Below are 17,297 nucleotides of genomic sequence, written 5' to 3'. Positions count from 1 at the left end.
GCGACTTGACGCGAGCTAACTACACGGGTGTAATTATCCCTAACGCGACAGGCGGACGCCGGAACGCCGCGCGGAGGGGAGATCGTGATATGGCTATGGCCAACGATGACAGGTCGAGCAGGCAACTGGACTCGGGGGAGTCGGGTTCCGTGAGGCGCGGGGTTCCCGACGACTGGTTCGTCGACCCGGTTCAGCTCGGAGTCCCCGGGGTCCGCAAGCCCCAGCTCGACGATGACAACCCGCTCGCGTGGCAGACCGACTCGCTGTGCGCGCAGACGGACCCCGAGGCCTTCTTTCCCGAGAAGGGCGGTTCGACTCGCGACGCGAAGAAGATCTGCCTCTCGTGCGAAGTGCGGTCGGATTGCCTCGAGTACGCCCTCCAGAACGACGAGAGATTCGGTATCTGGGGCGGACTCTCCGAGCGCGAGCGACGCAAACTGCGCAAGCGCGACAGCGCGTGACCTGAGTCGTCGAGCTCGGGGCTTTGCCCGCCCGCGTGTGTCACCCGTCTGATCTGCGCCACGCGGCTTTAGGCTCGGTCAGATGCGTCAGCGAGTAACCGCGATCGTCGTCGCCCACTCGGGCGCCGACCTCCTCGAGCGAACCCTCGAGGCCGTCGGACGCCAATCGAGGCTCCCCGACAACCTCGTCGGAGTGGATGTCGCGTCCGTCGACAGGTCGAGCGAGGTCTTCGCGCGCTCCTCGGCAGCGCACCTCGTCGCCGCGCCGTCCGGTTCGTCGTTCGGTGCGGCCGTATCGCACGCCCTCGACGTCGCCGTGCCCCCGGGGGAGCCGGGGGAGTGGCTCTGGCTCCTCGCGCACGACAACGTGCCCGAACCGGACGCGCTGGCCGCGCTCCTCGGCGCGGTCGAGATCGCACCCTCGGTCGCGATCGCCGGACCCAAGCTCATGCGCATCGACGACCCTGCCGTGATCGCGGAGTTCGGCGAATCGATGACGAAGCTCGGGGCGTCGGTCGGACTCGTCGCGAGCGAGCTCGATCAAGCACAGCACGACGTGCAGAACGACGTCCTGGGTGTCTCCGCCTCGGGAATGCTCGTTCGCCGGTCGCTCTGGGCCGAGCTCGGCGGGTTCGACCCCGCCCTCGGCTCGACCGACGCGTCGCTCGACTTCTCCGTCCGCGCGAGACTCGCGGGACACCGTGTCATCGGCGTTCCCGCGGCCAAGGTCGCGAGTGCCGGTGGTCCCTATCTGTTCGACGCACCGCGCGTGAGCTCCGCCAAGCGCACGACGATCGCCCGCGCAGCCCAACTGCACCGGCGGCTCACCTACGCCCCCCTCGCGGCGGTCCTGCTGCACTGGCTGTCGCTCCTGCCCCTCGCTATCGCCCGATCGATCGTGCACCTCCTCGCGAAACGGCCGGGGCTCGTCGGCGCTGAATTCGGTGCGGCCCTCACGGCGGCCGTCGGTATCGGCAGGGTCGCCGCCGCGCGCCGAACGCTGCGTCGCACGAAGACCCTCGGATGGTCGTCGATCGAGCCGCTGCGCATCACGGCGCGGGCTGCGCGGGAACAGCGCGCCCGCAAATCCGGCACTGCGCCGCGCGGTGCCGTGCCCGTCGCCCTCGTCGAACCGCTCGGGTTCATCTCGGGCGGGGGACTCTGGGCGGTCGTCATCACCGGTCTCCTGGGGCTCATCGCCTTCGGCACTCTCCTCGGCTCGACGACGGTCGTCGGTGGGTCACTCGTGCCGCTCGCGGACTCCGTGTCGCAACTGTGGAGCAACGTCGGGTGGGGTGCGAGGTCGATCGGCACCGGATTCGACGGTGCAGCCGACCCGTTCGCCGCCCTCCTCGCGGTGCTCGGGAGCATCACCTTCTGGCAACCGTCGCTCGCGATAGTGCTGCTCTACCTCGTCGCCCTCCCTCTCGCGTCACTGAGCGCGTGGTTCTGCGCGAGACGCTTGAGCGAGAGGCCGTGGCTCCCCGCCCTCGCCGCCATCCTGTGGGCGGTCGCCCCGCCGTTCCTCGGCTCCCTCCACACGGGCCACCTCGGCGCGGCGATCGTGCACATCGTGCTGCCGGTGTTCGTCGTGCTCCTGCTCGGCGCCTCGAGTTCGTGGGCGGCATCCGCGGGGGCGGCCCTCGTCTTCGCCGTGATCGCCGCCTCGGCTCCGTCGACCGTTCCGGTTCTCGTTCTCGCGTGGGTCGCGCTCATGGTGTTCCGCCCGTCGAACGCGCACCGTGTTCTCGCCATCCCGCTTCCGGCCGCGGTGCTCTTCGCGCCGCTCGTCGTCGACCAGATCACGCGGGGCACCCCGCTCGGTCTGCTCGCCGACCCTGGCGTGCCGTCGGGTGGCGGCACCCTGTCGGGACTCCAGCTCGCGCTCGGCTCGCTCACGGGAGGCTCCGACGGCTGGACGGAGTTGCTCGGCGAGCTCTCGCTCCCGTCGACGGCGGGACCGATCGTGGCGTCCGCACTCTTGCTCCCCCTCGCGGTGCTCGCGGTGCTCGCCCTCTTCGTGCGCGGGTCGCGCCGAGCGATCCCCGCGCTCGCCGTCGCCCTCGTCGGCTATGCGACCGCCGTGCTCGCGTCGCGGATCTCCGTGACCTCGATCGCCGACGCCCCCGTCGCCCTGTGGTCCGGTGCCGGCGCGAGTCTCTACTGGCTCGGTCTGCTCGGGTCGGCGATCGTCGCTCTCGACGCCATCGGGCGGGCGGCGACGAGCGCCGCTCTTCTCGTCGGGGTCGCCTCGGTTCTCGTCGCCGTGCCCCTCATCTCCGCCGTCTTCCTCGGGTCGACGACGATCGCGCCGTCGACCGATCGGATGCTCCCGGCCTTCGTCGACGCCGAGGCCCAGTCGCGCCCCGACGTGGGCACCCTCGTTCTCGACCCTGTCGCGGGCGACGAGATCTCGGCGACGCTCGAGCGCGGTCGGGGCACGCACCTCGACGACCAGTCGACCCTGTGGTGGACGACGACGGATGCGGGCGCCGAGGAGGTCGCCGTCGCGACTCTCGCGGGCAACCTCGTGTCGCGCAGCGGGTTCGATTCCGCGGCCGAACTCGACCGCCTCTCGATCGCGTTCGTACTGCTCGCCACTTCTGAGGGCGAGGAGACCGACGCGGTCACCACGCGCGCGAAGGAGGCGCTCGACGGCAACGCGCTGTTCGTCCCTGTCGGCGACACCGCCGCGGGATCACTGTGGCGCTATTCGGGTGACGAGACGGCCTCGGGCGAGCAAGCGGACGCGCAGCTCGATCGGGGCAGCCGCAACACCGAGTCGGTCTACGGAATCCTCGTGCTCGTCGTTCAGGGCCTCGTCGTCGGCCTCACCGTGCTGCTCGCTATCCCGACCGGATTGGGTCGGCGCGAGGTCGCCGATCGCGGCCGGGTGAGCGATCGACCCGCGACGACGTTCGAGAGGACCGACGATGACTGACCGCACGGGACGCGACGACGGCGCCGGCCCAACGGAGCCACCCGCTACCGGCCCCGACCCGGTCGAGCAGGGCGCCGCCGAGCCGGGCGCCGCCGAGCCGACCGCCGAGCCCACCGCCGCCGAGCCCACGGGGCTCGAGCCGGAGGAGGAGTCGTCTCTCGAGACCCCGCTCCCCGAACCGACGGGGGAGCAGAACCCGCGCGCTCGCCGCTTCCGCCGTGTCACCCGCAAGGGCGCGATCGTCGTGACCGCTCGCGGCCTCACGGGCGCCATCGCGGTCGCGGTCGCGGTCGTGGCCATCGGCGCCGCGACGGTCGTGACCGATCGCGCCTACACCGTCGATCCTCCCGTCTCGCTCGTCGAGCCCCTCGCGACCGCGCAGCAGCGGGTGTGCCCCGGTCCGCTCCTGCAATTCGGCGACGAGTCGGGAGGCGCGACGGTCGTCTCGTCGGTCGGCGAGGTCGACGAGGTCGTGCGGGCGACGGAGCCGGGCGCCGAGTCCGCGCCGCTCGACGACACCGACGACTCTCGCGACGTCGCTCCCACTCTCGTGACCCTCCCGCCGTCGAGCGCGTCTGGTCCGTCGAGCGACGATGTCGCTCTCGCGGGCGCCCAGTCCGCCGACGTGTCGGCGGGCGACCTCGTCGGTCTCACCGCGGCCGAGTGCTCCGAGGCCGCAGGCGACTCCTGGCTCGTCGGTGGGGCGACGGATGTCGGGCGCAACACCCTCGTGACCCTGAGCAACCCCTCGGCCGTCGCCGCGGTCGTCTCGCTCCGCATCTACGGCGACGAAGGCGAGATCATCGCGCCGGGCACCGAGGGCATCACGGTGGCGCCGAGCACGCAGCGCGTGTTCTCGCTCGCCGGGTTCGCCCCCGATCTCGTCTCGCCCGTCGTGCACGTGTCGAGCCAGGGCGGCCTCGTCGTCGCCAACCTCCAGCAGTCCACGGTGCGCACCCTCGCTCCCGGCGGGGTCGACATCGTCGGCACCACGGCCACGCCGTCGCGGTCGGCGGTCATCCCCGGATTCCGCGTCGTCGACGGCGAGGACGTCGTCGCGGCCCAGACCGAGACGGGGTTCGTCGACCTCGAGAGCATCGTGCGGATCTTCGCGCCCGGGAGTACCGACACGACCGCGACGGTCACCATCACTCCCGAGACCGACCTGTCGTCCTCGGGCTCCGGCGATGGCGACGACGGCGACGGCGTCGGGTCCGACGCGACCGCGGACGCCGCGTCGTTCGAGGTCGAGGTCACCGCGGGCGAGGTCACCGACATCCCTGTCGCGGGGCTCGAAGACGGTCGCTACACCGTGAGGGTCGACTCCGAGGAGCCCGTCGTCGCGGCCGCTCGCGTGAGTGTCGTGGCCGACGAGGTCGCGAGCGATTTCATGTGGCTCACGGCGCCGAGCCCGCTGCGGGAGACCGCGATCGCGACCGTCGCGCCGGGGCCCGCGGCCCGCATCCACCTCGCCAACGCGAGCGGCGAGCAACGCGACGTCGTCGTGACGATCCGTCGCGACGACGACGACGAGGTGACCGAACGACAGACCGCCGTGACACTCGACGCGTCGGGGAGCGTCTCGCTCGCCGTCAGGGCGGGTGACGAGGTCGACCTCGAGGGCGTCGAGGGTGTCACCGCCGCCGTGACCTACTCGGGCGAGGCGCAAGCGGCGTCGTACCGCATCAGCTCCCCCGGCGCCGGGTCGAGCGACATCGCCGTGTATCGCGGTCGCCCTGTCGCGCGCTGACCGCCGCGCGCCCGATCCCGTCGTGAGCTCGTCAGAGCGATCGATAGCGCTCGGGCGCAAGATCCCAGGGGTCTTTGCCGAGGTACTCCGCGACGGCGCGGAAGACGCAGCTCTCGACGAGGAGCTGCCGTTGCACGTCGTCCGAACGCTGCAGCTTCGAGAAGCGCTCGATGGGCACGCGGAAGAGCGTGATCCTCTTCTCGGAGGGAGCCACACGCCAGCGTTCCACACCGGCGGTGTCGGTCGGGTTGTCGGTCTCGACGCCGAGCCGCGACGGGAGGTCGGCGACCTCGACGCGCACGTCGTGCAGGTCGTCGGCCCAGAGATCCCGCAGGTAGTCGGCCGTCGATGCAACGGTCGACTCGAAGAGGTCGGCGCGCGTGCGCAATCGCGGAAGCGGCGGCACTGTGACCGACGAGCGGATGCCGCGACCGTGACGGTCGCGAGATACCCCTCGAGACACTCCGCGTCCGGTCGCGCGTCGCGCGGGCCCTGTCATCAGCTCAGTCTAGGCTGACGGCAAATGGATGGACGGCTCTGCAGCAAGGTCGCCTGCGTCAGTGACGCGGTGTCGACACTCACCTACGACTACGGCGACTCGATGGCGGTGCTCGGCCCCCTCAGCTACGCCCCCGAGCCGCACAGCTACGACCTGTGCCCCAAGCACTCCGAGCGCCTGTCTGTTCCGCAGGGGTGGCAGGTCGTGAGGCACGTCGTCATGCGTGACCTAGGATTTTCGGCATGACTGACGAGGGCACGGGCCCGATCGACCTCTCCCCGTTCATCAAGGCCTACGACGTGCGAGGCCTCGTGGGGTCGCAACTGACCGACGACGTCGTGCGGGCCCTCGGGGCGGCGTTCGCCGACGAGGTCGGCACCCCCGGGTCGTCGGTCGTCGTCGGCCACGACATGAGGGACTCGTCTCCCGGTTTCGTCGAGGCCTTCTCCCGCGGTGTCGTCGCTCGCGGTGTCGACGTCGTGTCGATCGGGCTGTGTTCGACCGACGAGACGTACTTCGCGTCTGGTCGACTCGACCTCCCGGCCGCGATGTTCACGGCGAGCCACAACCCGGCGACCTACAACGGCATCAAGTTCAGTCGTGCGGGCGCCCAGGGAATCAGTTTCGACACGGGGCTCGAGTCGATCCGGGATCGCGCGACGCGCTACCTCGAGAACGGGATCGACGCGGTGGAGACGCCCGGCGTCGTGGGCGAGCGCGACGTGCTCGCCGACTACGCGGGATACCTGCGCGAGCTCGTCGACCTGCGCGGCATCCGCCCTCTCAAGGTCGTCGTCGACGCGGGCAACGGCATGGGCGGGCTCACCGTGCCCGCCGTGCTCGGGGGCTCCGCCGGGCTCCCCGAGCTGCCTCTCGACATCGTGCCGCTGTACTTCGAGCTCGACGGCACGTTTCCGAACCACGAGGCCAACCCTCTCGACCCCGCGAACATCGTCGACCTGCAGCGCGCCGTCGTCGAACACGGCGCGGACCTCGGGCTCGCGTTCGACGGTGACGCCGATCGCTGCTTCGTCGTCGACGAGCGTGGAGAGGCCGTCACACCGTCGGCGATCGCCGCGATCGTCGCCCTCCGGTCGATCGCGCGGGCGAAGTCGCTCGGCGACGACGAGGTCGTCGTGCTGCACAACCTCATCACCTCGAGGTTCGTGCCCGAGACGATCGAGTCCGCGGGAGCGGTCGCCGTGCGCACCAGGGTCGGGCACTCGCTCATCAAAGACGAGATGGCGTCGACGGGAGCCGTGTTCGGCGGCGAGCACTCGGCGCACTACTACTTCAAAGAGTTCTGGGGCGCAGACAACGGGATGCTCGCGGCCATGCACACGCTCGCCGAGCTCGGGTCGAACGACGAAACGATGTCCGCCCTCTCGGCGAGGTTCACGCCCTATTCGGCGAGCGGCGAGATCAACTCGACGGTCACCGACGTCTCGGCGGCATACGCCCGCATCGTCGACGCCTTCGCCTCGACGGCGGAGTTCGACGAGCTCGACGGGCTCACGGTCACGGGAACGCGGCTCGCCGACGGTCCGTTCTGGTGGTTCAACGTGCGGCCGTCGAACACCGAGCCGCTCCTGCGCCTCAACGTCGAGGCGGAGACCTCGACCGAGATGACGCGCGTGCGCGACGCGGTGCTCGAGCTCATCCGGCGCTGACACCCCCGCGTCGGCGCGCAAACGCACAGCCCGTGAGCCCGCCGACCTGAGACAATGGCGCCATGACGCTCGCCACCACCACTCTCCCCTTCAGGGTCGCCGACCTCTCTCTCGCCACCGCGGGGCGCCACCAGTTGCGTCTCGCCGAGAACGAGATGCCCGGGCTCATGGCCCTCCGCGAGGAGTTCGGCGACAGCAAGCCCCTCGCCGGCGCGCGCATCGCCGGCAGCCTGCACATGACGGTGCAGACGGCCGTGCTCATCGAGACCCTCGTGGCGCTCGGTGCCCAGGTGCGATGGGCCAGCTGCAACATCTTCTCGACCCAGGACGAGGCTGCCGCGGCCGTCGCCGTCGGTCCGACGGGAACCCCGGAGGCTCCCGCGGGTGTGCCGGTGTTCGCGTGGAAGGGCGAGTCGCTCGAGGAGTACTGGTGGTGCACCTCGCAGATCTTCGACTGGAGTGCCGAGGCCGAGGCCGCCGGCGCCTCGTGGACCGGCCCCAACATGATCCTCGACGACGGTGGCGACGCGACGATCCTCGTGCACAAGGGTCGCGAGTTCGAGGCGACCGGGGCGGTGCCGGATGCCGCGCCCGGCGATTCGGCCGAGTACCGCGTCATCCTCGACACCCTCCGGACCTCGCTCGCGTCGAGCTCCGACCGCTGGACCCGCATCGGAGACGACATCCTCGGGGTCACCGAGGAGACCACGACGGGCGTGCACCGCCTCTACGAGCTCTCGAGGAACGACGATCTGCTGTTCGCGGCGATCAACGTCAACGACTCGGTCACGAAGTCGAAGTTCGACAACAAGTACGGCATCCGCCACTCGCTCCCCGACGGTCTGAACCGCGCGACCGACGTGCTCATCGGCGGCAAGGTCGTCTTCGTCGCGGGCTACGGCGACGTCGGCAAGGGGGCGGCGGAGGCCATGCGCGGCCAGGGTGCCCGCGTCATCGTCTCGGAGGTCGACCCGATCTGCGCGCTCCAGGCGGTCATGGACGGCTTCCAGGTCACGACGATCGAGAGCGTGCTCGACCAGATCGACATCGTCGTCACCGGAACGGGCAACGAGAACGTCATCACGGTCGAGCACCTCCTCGGCCTCAAGCACCTCGCGATCGTCGCGAACGTCGGTCACTTCGACAACGAGATCGACATGGCGTCACTCGAAGCCCTCGAGGGCGCCGAGCGCGTCGAGATCAAGCCCCAGGTGCACGAGTGGCGCCTTCCGAACGGTCGCGCGATCCTCGTGCTCTCCGAGGGCCGCCTCATGAACCTCGGCAACGCCACGGGCCACCCCTCGTTCGTCATGAGCACGTCGTTCACGAACCAGGTCCTCGCGCAGATCGAGCTCTACGCCCACGGCGAGAACTACGAGAAGAAGGTCTACGTGCTGCCGAAGCACCTCGACGAGAAGGTCGCGCGCTTGCACCTCGACGCCCTCGGGGTCACGCTCACGACCCTGACCCCTCGCCAGGCCGCCTACATCGGCGTCGACCAGGCCGGGCCGTACAAGGTCGACCACTACCGCTACTGAGGTGCCGCGGGCGGGCTCTCGCGCGCAGTCTCGAGTTCGACCACGAGGTCGTGTTCGTGAGCCGGTGTGAGTCCCGCGCCGCCGGGGAAGGGCGAGTCGCTCTCGTGTGCGAGCGCGGCGTCGCGGAGGGTGTCTTCGAGCGGGCGCACGGTCAGTCCCGCTGCGCGCGCGGCGGCGGAGGACCTCGCGTTCATGCCGTACCACGAGCGATCCGACACCCACAGGGGCAGCGATCGCGGACCGGCCCACTCGGAGACACCTCGGTCGAGGAGCCAGCGTTCCGCCGCGACGACGGTGGGAGCGGTGCTTCTCGTCACCGCTCTCGCCGCTGCTCTCGCCGCGTCGAGGTGAGCGGGAAACGGCACGGGGGTGCCCCCGGCGTTAAACACTCCCGCGGTGCCCGCCTCGGCGGCGCGCACGAGCCAGTCGGCGAGATCACGGACGTCGATGAGGGCGGTCGGGAGCTCGGGGGCGTCGGGAACGAGCACGGGACCGCCGGAGATCGAGTCTCCCGCCGTCTCCCGGGCGAAGCGTCGGGGCCAGTAGTCCGTGCGTCCTGTCGGGTCTCCCGGACCACCGATGAGCCCTGCTCGGGCGATGAGCGAGCGGCCCGACCCGAACGCCGCGAGCACCGCGTTCTCGCACGCGACCTTCGCCGGCCCGTAGTGGTCGGGGTCGGTGAAGCTGTCGGCGACGAGCGCCGGGAGGAGTTCGGCGGTCTCGTCCGCACCCTCGTCGCTCTGCGAGGCGTAGACGTTGCCCGTCGAGACGAAGACGTAGCGTCCGGACCGCGATCGGAGCTCGCGCACGGCGCGGCGCACGTGCCCCGGTTGCCTCGCGACATCGACGACGACATCCCAGCGCGCTCCCGCGGGGAGCGGGAGCTCGCGCGGGTCGTCGCGGTCCGCGACGACGAGCTCCGCGCCGTCGGGCACGGCTGAGCCGCGCGCGAGGCACGTGACGTCGTGCCCCCGCTCGAGCGCCGTCGCGGCGATCCGGTGACCGAGCCAGGCTGTACCGCCGAGGACGAGGAATCTCATGTCCGAATGGTGTCACGCCGGACGGGGCGGGGAGCCCGCGGGTGCCGGTCGCCTCGCCGCGGCCGAGAGGTCAGTCGCGATCGGGGAACCGGTGCGGCATCCCCGTGAGCACCGGATCGAGCTGATCGAGCCTTGCCCGCTCGAGCGCGAGAGCCGCGCTGTCACGATCGCGTCGGATGGCTGTGACGGCGAGGAGGAACGCTTCGGGGTGGATGTCGGGAACCGAGCTGACGAACGGAGTCGCCTCGACCGCGAGTTCGTCGGCGACCCTCATGCGAGCCGTCGCGGTCATGCCGGGGGCGCCCACGAGGAATTGCGCGATCCGCCTCGACAGCCGATCGGGGAGCCGCCGCACATCCGCCGTCTCGGCCCACGCCTCGAGCTCCGTCGGCACCGAGAACTCCGGCTCGACCGCGGAGCTCACGCGCTCGTGCTGGCTGTACGTGCCCGCGAGGATGTCGCCGATGCGCTTCGTGCGGGAGTTGAGAAGCCCGACGACGGCCGCGAGTCCACCGAGGGTCGTGATGATCTCGAGTGAACCCGTGAGAGCGCGGATGAACGCGTGCCGAAAGCCGATCGCTCCGCCGTCGTCGCGCACGATGCGGGCGCCGACAGCGAGTTTGCCGAGCGATTTGCCCCGCGTGAGCGTCTCGATCGCGGTCGGCACGACGATCGTGACGAAGACGAACAGCGCGACCGAGATGGCCGCGACGGCCGCATCGTCGAGTGACCCGGAGACGAGCGGGCTCGTGAGGAGCAGCACCCCGCCGATGCCGAGAACGACCACGAGGAGGAAATCGATCATCGCTCCGGCGGCACGCAACACGAAACTCGCGGGCCGCAGATCGAGGGCGACCGCCTCGCCCGTCACGAGTTCGTCGTCGGTCTCGTAGTCCGGTTCGAACTCGGGGAGCTGAGCCATGCCTAGTATTTAAGCAGATGGATCTTCACGCATACTCCGCCGCCCACCGCGATGAATGGGACAGGCTTGCCCAGCTCGGCAATCAACGCCGCCACACGGGGGCCGAAGCCGACGAGCTCATCGAGCGCTATCAGTCGGCGACGGCGCAGCTGTCGACGATGAAGACGACGACGGGCTCGTCGACGCACGCCGACCGGCTGTCGCTGCGTCTGAGCCGCGCGCGCTTGCGCTTCACGGGGGTCGGCGTCAACGTCGTCGACCAGATGCGGATGTTCTTCTTCCTGCAGTTGCCCGCCGCGCTCTATCGGATCCGATGGACGACCCTCGCCGTCGCCTTCGCGACGGGGCTCATCGGGTTCCTCACGGCGCTGTGGTTCATCGACAACCCCGCGCTCCTCACGGGTCTCGGCTCGGAGGCGACGAGGCGGGCCTACGCCGAGGAGGAGTTCGTGGGTTACTACTCGAACAACCCCGAGGCGTCGTTCGCCGGCCAGGTCTGGACGAACAACGCGCGGATCGCCGCGCAGTGCATCGCGTTCGGCATCACCGGGCTGTTCGTGCCCTACGTGATCATGCAGAACGCGATGGGCCTCGGGCAGTCCGCGGCGATCATGAATGAGTTCGGGCGTCTCGGCGACTTCTTCCTCTACATCTCCCCTCACGGCCAGCTCGAGCTCTACGCGGTCTTCGTCGCCGCGGCGGCCGGCCTCCTCATCTTCTGGTCGTGGGTCGCCCCCGGCGCTCGCACGCGAGGCGAGGCTCTCGCTCAAGACGGGCGAGCCCTCTTCACCGTCGCGATCGGCCTCATCATCGCCCTGCTCGTCTCCGGTGTCATCGAGGGCTGGGTCACCCGCCAGGAGAGTTGGCCGTGGCCCGTCAAGATCGGCATCGGCACGATCGCCCTCGCGGCGTTCCTCGCCTACCAGTGGGGCCTCGGCGGTCGTGCGTCACGGGCCGGTCAGACGGGTGACCTCGAGGAGTTCGAGGCCGGAGCCCGTCGCATCGTCGCGGGCTGACCGGATCGCGCGACCCGGTGGCTAGAGGCGGCCGGCGCGCTTGAGGGCGATGTAGCGGTCGGCGACCGCGGGGGGAAGGTCCGCGGGGGGAGCGGTCACGACATCCGCTCCGAGCCTCACGACGGCTTCGGTCACGCGCGCGGTGTCGAGGAGCGAGCGCTCGGCGGCGGCGGCACGATAGATCGACGACCGATCGCTGCGATCGGCCACAGCCTCGACGATGGCGGGGTCGCTCACCGACGACACCACGACGAGGTGCTTGCGCGTCAACTGGGGAAGCACCGAGAGCAGCCCGCGCGAGGCGCCCGGTGCGTCGATCGACGTCATGAGAACCACGAGTGCCCGTTGCGACGTGACAGAGTTCACGAGAGCGGGCACCGCGGACCAGTCCATCTCGATGAGCTCGGGATTCACGGGAGCCATCGTCGTGACCATGCGGTTGAGGAGCTCGGGACCGTTGACCCCCTGCACGCGACCGCGGATGCGCCGGTCGTAGATGACGGTGTCGACGCGATCACCCGCGGTGCTCGCGAGGGCCGCGAGGAGCAGGGCCGATTCGAAGGCCGTGTCGATGCGCGGCTCGTCGGCGATGCGCGCGGCCGAGGTGCGCGCGCTGTCGATGACGACGACCACGCGCCGGTCGCGCTCGGGGCGCCACGTGCGCACCATGAGGTCGTCGCGTCGCGCGGTCGCGCGCCAGTCGATCGACCGCACATCGTCTCCGCGCACGTATTCGCGCAGGCTGTCGAACTCGGTTCCCTGGCCGCGCACCTGCACGCTCGTGGCGCCGTCGAGTTCACGGAGGCGCGCGATGCGCGACGGGAGGTGCTTGCGCGAGTTGAACGGGGGGAGCACCCGCAGAACGCTCGATTCGGCGATTGTGGCTTGTCTCGCGGCGAGGCGCAGCGGCCCGAACGACCGGATGGTCACGTGCACGGCGCGACGCTCACCTCGACGGAACGGGGTGAGGATGGTCGTGACGATGCGCCTCTCGCCCGCCGGGATCGAGACGGCCGACCTCGTGCTCGCCGCTCCCGCCGACGGTTGCCAACCGTCGCGCACGATGCCGCGGATGCGCCGCACGCCGCGATTCGTGATCGTGAGAGTGCTCGTGACGCTCTCACCGAGTCGCACGCGCGACGGCACGTCGCGCGTGAGGGTCACCGCCCGGGGAGAACCCGCGAGCAGGATGTCAACGGCCCCGAGCACGATCGCGAGAGCGAGCCACACGGCCGCGGCGGCGGGTTCGCCCGAGAGCACGATCGGCACGATGCCGACCGCGACGAGGGCGACGAACCAGCCGGAGATGGCCACTAGATCGGCACCTGCACGTGCTGCATGATCGAGCGCAGGATCGTGTCCGACGTGACGCCCTCGAGTTCCGCCTCGGGGCGGAGCTGGATGCGGTGGCGCAGCACCGGGAGCGCCATCGCCTGCACGTGGTCGGGGGTCACGCCGTCGGACCCCGTGAGCCACGCCCACGCCTTCGACGCGGCGAGCAGTGCGGTCGACCCGCGCGGCGAGACCCCGAGTCTCACCGACGGGCTGCTCCGGGTGGCGCGCGCGAGGTCGACGGCGTACCCGATGACGTCGGCGTTGGTGTTCACGCGAGCCACGAGGGCTTGAGCTTCGGCGAGCTCGGCCGCCGTCAACACGGGAGTGACCCCCGCCGCGGTGAGGTCGCGCGGCGAGAACCCCGCGGCGTGGCGACGCAGAACCTCGACCTCGACGTCGCGATCGGGCAGATCGAGCACGAGCTTGAGCAGAAAGCGGTCGAGTTGCGCTTCGGGCAGGGTGTACGTGCCCTCGTACTCGACGGGGTTCTGCGTCGCCGCGACCATGAACGGCACGGGCAGCAAGCGGCTCTCGCCGTCGACCGAGACCTGGCGCTCCTCCATCGCCTCGAGAAGCGCGGACTGCGTCTTGGGGGGAGTGCGGTTGATCTCGTCCGCGAGCATGATGTTGGTGAAGACCGGACCGGCCCGGAACTCGAACTCGCCGACCTTCGCGTCGTAGACGAGCGATCCGGTGACATCGCCGGGCATGAGGTCGGGGGTGAACTGCACGCGCTTGGTGTCGAGGCTCAGTGCGTGGCTCAGCGAGCGCACGAGGAGGGTCTTCGCGACCCCCGGCACACCCTCGAGCAGCACGTGGCCGCCCGCGAGAAGGGCGATGAGCAGGCCCGTGACCGCGCCATCCTGGCCGACGACGGCCTTGCCGACCTCGGTTCGCACGTTGGCGAAAGCTGTTCTCAACTCGGTTGTCATGAGCGTGGTGTCTCCGGATCGATCGGTGGTCTCTGGTGGGGAAGGCGTGGGGTGGAAGGTGTGGGGTGGGTGGTCGTCACGGGGCCACCGCGCGGCGCACGGAGGCTTCGAGGGCGAGGAGGTCGTCGCTCGAGCGCACGAGGTCGACGTCGGTCTCGGGGGTCGAGTCGACGAGGGTCTCCCTCACGCTCCGCGGATCGGTGCCGAGCACGGAGGCGACCGCGAGGATCACCTCGTCGAGCGTCGCGGAGCTCGCGAGTCCGCACGCTCGCGCGAGGCGAGCGACACTGCCGATGCGCAGCGCGTCGAGGGCCCGGGAGCGTGCCGCCGCCTTCTGGTAGAGGCGCGCTCGACCCTCCATGGTCTCGCTCGACCGCGGTGTGACGGGGAGGTTCTCGACGATGAGCGGACCGAACCGGCGACCCCTCCAGACGGCGGCGACGACGACGAGAGCCACCGCGAGGGTGATCGCGGGCGTCACCCACGGCGGAGTGAAGTCCGCCGGGTTGACGATCTCCGACGAATCGGATGCCGACGGCAGGTACCAGACGAGGGTGTCCGTCTCGCCGAGCACCGTGAGCGCGAATGCGGCGTTGCCGAGCGACCGGATCTGCCCGTTGGTGAGGGCGTCGGTCGCCCCGAGGATGTCGAGGGTCGAACCGTCGCGATCGATGCTCACGAACGAGTAGGCGGGGTCGCTCCCCTCGCTCTCGCTCCGCAGGCACACGTCGGCCGTCGCGGCGGCATCGTCGTCGACGCGGTAGGACACCCCGCCGGGCGACACCGTCGCGTCTGCCGCGATCGCGGGGCGCGAGCATCCGGTCTCGAGGGCGTCGTCGTCGGGGGCTCCCGCGGCACTCACGCCGGGGGCGAGCTCGCGCAGCATCGTGAAACCCGGCTCGATGAGCACCGTGCGCTCGGAGAGCGCCGTGACCTCGGCGAGCTGGTCGGCGTCGAGGATGCCGTCGGGGTCGAAGAGGGCGATCGAGACCGACTCGGCCGACGCGCCCGAGAGAGCCTGCCGCGTCTCGTCGAGGCTCGAGGTCTCGACGACATCGACACCCTGCTGACGGAGCACCTCCGCGACGGCCATCGTGCCCTCGGGAGCGGGGTTCGCGGGGGAGAGTCTCCGGGCATCGTCCGACGCGCCCACGAGCAGAAGTGACCCGACCGCGAGCAACACGACACCGAGGAACGCCACGATCCAGAAGAGCGACCTGCGCCCCGATTGCCTCAGGGTCGGGGTGAGGACCGTCGCGCGGGAGTCCGACGCGGGCGCGAGGGCCGGAGCGGGCGCTGGCGCGGTCACGCGGGCACCGGTGCGTCGAAGAGGGGGCGAGCCGACCTCACGCGAGCCTCGAGGGCGACCACGCGCGACCACTGCTCCTCGCTTCCCGTGCGATCGAGGTAGCGCACCTCGTCGAAGTCGGATGCCGCGGCGGCGAGCCCCGCGGCGGAGTCGGGGAAGTGCGCTCCCGCGGCCGCGGCGAACGCGCTCGCCGTCATCCCGGGCGTCGGCGTCACGACGGCGCGTTCGGCGAGCCCGCGCGCGATGGCGCGGAACATCTCCTCGATCGCGAGATCCCAGCGGGCGTCGCGCGCCGCCGCTTCGGCCGCGCGGCGGATGGCCGCGGCGTCACGTTCGTCGTCATCGCCGAAGAGAGCCCCCGTGACCGCGCTCTTGCGGTTGATGCGCGGGGCTCCGTAGATCACGTAGAGGCCCACGAGACCGGCGATCACGACGACCGCGACGACGATCCAGGCGAGCGAGGGCGGGCCGCCCTCGATGCCGTCGAGGAGACCGAGGATCCAGTCCCACACGGCGGAGGCGAGCCTGTCGAAGAGGTTGGGTTGCGCCTCGGTGTAGACCGTCTTCGCGAGTTCGCGCTCGAGGAGATCGCGGGCCTCGTCGACGTCCGGCTCGATGGGGGCGAGCCTCATGCCGTCTCGCGCACCGTCTCGAACGGGTTGCGGGCTCCGGCGTCGCCCACTTGCCTCGCCTCGACGTAGCGGATGAGGTCGAGGTCGAGCCCCTCCTTGCGGATGCGCTGATCGAGGTACAGCAGGGCGGTCGTCGCCGACTGGATCACGAGAATGACCGCCGAGATGACGACCGTCGCGATGAGGCTCACGACGACGGTCACGACGAGCACGACGATGACGACGGTCTCGTCACCCGTGGGCGCGAGGATGGCGGGGAGGAACGAGGCCGCGATCTGCAGCGGGGCGCTCACGATGCTCGACGCGACGTTGAGGATGATCGCGACGAGGAGGAGGGTTCCGAACGTGCGCCAGAAAGCGTTGTTCGTGAGCCGCCACGAGCGCGAGATCGCCGCGCGGATGGACACGCGCTCGAGCACGATCGCGCTCGGCACGAAAGCGAGTTTCGTCGTGAGCCACGCGGTGAGCACGATCCCCCCGAGAACGAGCAGCACCGCGAGACCGATGCCGATCGCGATGCCCGCGTCGCCCGCGACGAAAGCCGCGACGACGACGGCGATCGCCGCGACGAGGGCGACGAGCACGATGACGGTCACGACGAGGGTGTACCCGACGACGGCGCCGATGCGCCCCTTCGCGAGGCGCCACAACTGGGGGAAGCAGAGCTTCTCACCGAGAGACTGCCTCGCGACCTCGAGCACGACGATCGCTTGCATGATGGCCGTCGCGACGAGCAGCAGGATCATGGGCACGAGGGTCGACAGCACGATGAGAGCGACCGCTCCCGCCGCGATGTCGTCGGCGTCGGAGGCGCTCGCCGCCGAGTCGATGCGGGAGAACGCGAAGAACGTCACGAGCCCCGTGACGAGAAAGGTCAGGAGGTAGGCGACGCCGACGAGGAGCAGGCTCACACCGAAGGTCGGCCGCGGGTTGCGGCGGAGCAAACGGTACGGCGCTCCGAGGATCGTGCCGAACTCGAGAGGCCGCAGCGGAATGAGCCCGGGCTTCGGCGGCGGCGTCCATCCGGCGTTCGCGCCGGGCCCCGCACCCGGAGGTGTCGCGGGGGTCGTCGCCGGGCTGTACGACGGCTCGCTCCCGCTCGGGCGCACGGGTCCCGCGGCCTCCGGCGACTGCCACGCGTGGTTGTCGGTCACTCGATCCCCCTCGAACCGCGCCCCAGGTCGTGGGCGCCACCCGACGATGCTTTCACACTCGACTACTGTTGTGCCAAAGCTCCACCCACGTCCGCGCG

At 70.5% G+C, this 17,297-nt stretch carries 15 protein-coding genes; 7 read left to right on the top strand and 8 right to left on the bottom strand.

Annotation, left to right across the window (positions count from 1 at the left end; genetic code table 11):
- Positions 1-95 precede the first annotated feature (95 nt).
- The 3 genes from ACLHIH_RS07815 (at position 96) to ACLHIH_RS07805 (ending at position 5,152) form a co-directional block, all read left to right on the top strand.
- Complete coding sequence (locus tag ACLHIH_RS07815; RefSeq protein ID WP_411316150.1) at positions 96-461, top strand: WhiB family transcriptional regulator; 366 nt, start codon at positions 96-98, stop codon at positions 459-461.
- An 82-nt stretch (positions 462-543) separates the two neighbouring features.
- Complete coding sequence (locus ACLHIH_RS07810) at positions 544-3,402, top strand: glycosyltransferase (RefSeq protein ID WP_411316149.1); 2,859 nt, start codon at positions 544-546, stop codon at positions 3,400-3,402.
- On the top strand, positions 3,395-5,152 hold the full coding sequence (locus tag ACLHIH_RS07805) for a DUF5719 family protein (protein ID WP_411316148.1): 1,758 nt from the start codon (positions 3,395-3,397) through the stop codon (positions 5,150-5,152). Before ACLHIH_RS07810 ends, ACLHIH_RS07805 begins: the two co-directional genes overlap by 8 nt.
- A 31-nt stretch (positions 5,153-5,183) precedes the next feature.
- Here ACLHIH_RS07805 and ACLHIH_RS07800 read toward each other — a convergent pair whose 3' ends face one another.
- On the bottom strand, positions 5,184-5,651 hold the full coding sequence (locus ACLHIH_RS07800) for a metallopeptidase family protein (protein ID WP_411316147.1): 468 nt from the start codon (positions 5,649-5,651) through the stop codon (positions 5,184-5,186).
- Positions 5,652-5,675: 24 nt separating this feature from the next.
- Here ACLHIH_RS07800 and ACLHIH_RS07795 point away from each other — a divergent pair, with 24 nt between their 5' ends.
- The 3 genes from ACLHIH_RS07795 (at position 5,676) to ahcY (ending at position 8,859) form a co-directional block, all read left to right on the top strand.
- A complete protein-coding gene (locus ACLHIH_RS07795; protein WP_411316146.1) occupies positions 5,676-5,897 on the top strand; it encodes a DUF3499 family protein in 222 nt (73 codons plus the stop codon).
- Entirely contained in the window at positions 5,894-7,321 is a 1,428-nt protein-coding gene (locus ACLHIH_RS07790; protein WP_411316145.1) for a phosphomannomutase/phosphoglucomutase, read from the top strand. The genes ACLHIH_RS07795 and ACLHIH_RS07790 overlap by 4 nt, the downstream gene beginning before the upstream one ends.
- 62 nt (positions 7,322-7,383) lie before the next feature.
- On the top strand, positions 7,384-8,859 hold the full coding sequence (gene ahcY / locus ACLHIH_RS07785) for an adenosylhomocysteinase (protein WP_411316144.1): 1,476 nt from the start codon (positions 7,384-7,386) through the stop codon (positions 8,857-8,859).
- Here the strand turns inward: ahcY and ACLHIH_RS07780 are convergent.
- Positions 8,853-9,899 (bottom strand): oxidoreductase, encoded by a 1,047-nt coding sequence (locus ACLHIH_RS07780; protein ID WP_411316143.1) that lies wholly within the window; start codon positions 9,897-9,899, stop codon positions 8,853-8,855. The genes ahcY and ACLHIH_RS07780 overlap by 7 nt on opposite strands.
- A 70-nt stretch (positions 9,900-9,969) precedes the next feature.
- Positions 9,970-10,821 (bottom strand): RDD family protein, encoded by an 852-nt coding sequence (locus ACLHIH_RS07775; RefSeq protein WP_411316142.1) that lies wholly within the window; start codon positions 10,819-10,821, stop codon positions 9,970-9,972.
- 17 nt (positions 10,822-10,838) lie between these two features.
- Between ACLHIH_RS07775 and ACLHIH_RS07770 the strand changes: the two genes are divergently transcribed.
- Positions 10,839-11,837, top strand: a complete 999-nt coding sequence (locus tag ACLHIH_RS07770) for a stage II sporulation protein M (protein WP_411316141.1) — start codon at positions 10,839-10,841, stop codon at positions 11,835-11,837.
- Between the two features lie 21 nt (positions 11,838-11,858).
- On the opposite strand, the gene ACLHIH_RS07765 is transcribed toward ACLHIH_RS07770, so the two are convergent.
- The 5 genes from ACLHIH_RS07765 to ACLHIH_RS07745 form a co-directional block, all read right to left on the bottom strand.
- Positions 11,859-13,151: a DUF58 domain-containing protein gene (locus tag ACLHIH_RS07765; protein WP_411316140.1), complete on the bottom strand. Its 1,293-nt coding sequence runs from the start codon at positions 13,149-13,151 to the stop codon at positions 11,859-11,861.
- Positions 13,151-14,104, bottom strand: a complete 954-nt coding sequence (locus ACLHIH_RS07760; RefSeq protein WP_411316139.1) for an AAA family ATPase — start codon at positions 14,102-14,104, stop codon at positions 13,151-13,153. The genes ACLHIH_RS07765 and ACLHIH_RS07760 overlap by 1 nt, the downstream gene beginning before the upstream one ends.
- Positions 14,105-14,180: 76 nt before the next feature.
- A complete protein-coding gene (locus ACLHIH_RS07755; RefSeq protein ID WP_411316138.1) occupies positions 14,181-15,413 on the bottom strand; it encodes a DUF4350 domain-containing protein in 1,233 nt (410 codons plus the stop codon).
- Positions 15,410-16,045: a DUF4129 domain-containing protein gene (locus tag ACLHIH_RS07750; protein ID WP_411316137.1), complete on the bottom strand. Its 636-nt coding sequence runs from the start codon at positions 16,043-16,045 to the stop codon at positions 15,410-15,412. Before ACLHIH_RS07750 ends, ACLHIH_RS07755 begins: the two co-directional genes overlap by 4 nt.
- Complete coding sequence (locus tag ACLHIH_RS07745) at positions 16,042-17,199, bottom strand: hypothetical protein (RefSeq protein ID WP_411316136.1); 1,158 nt, start codon at positions 17,197-17,199, stop codon at positions 16,042-16,044. The genes ACLHIH_RS07750 and ACLHIH_RS07745 overlap by 4 nt, the downstream gene beginning before the upstream one ends.
- Between the last annotated feature and the right edge of the window lie 98 nt (positions 17,200-17,297).

This window comes from Marisediminicola sp. LYQ134 (assembly GCF_046599635.1).
Classification (GTDB): Bacteria; Actinomycetota; Actinomycetes; order Actinomycetales; family Microbacteriaceae; genus Marisediminicola.
The sequence above is the reverse complement of the archived record's forward strand: the minus strand, read 5'-3'. Positions and strand labels throughout refer to the sequence as shown.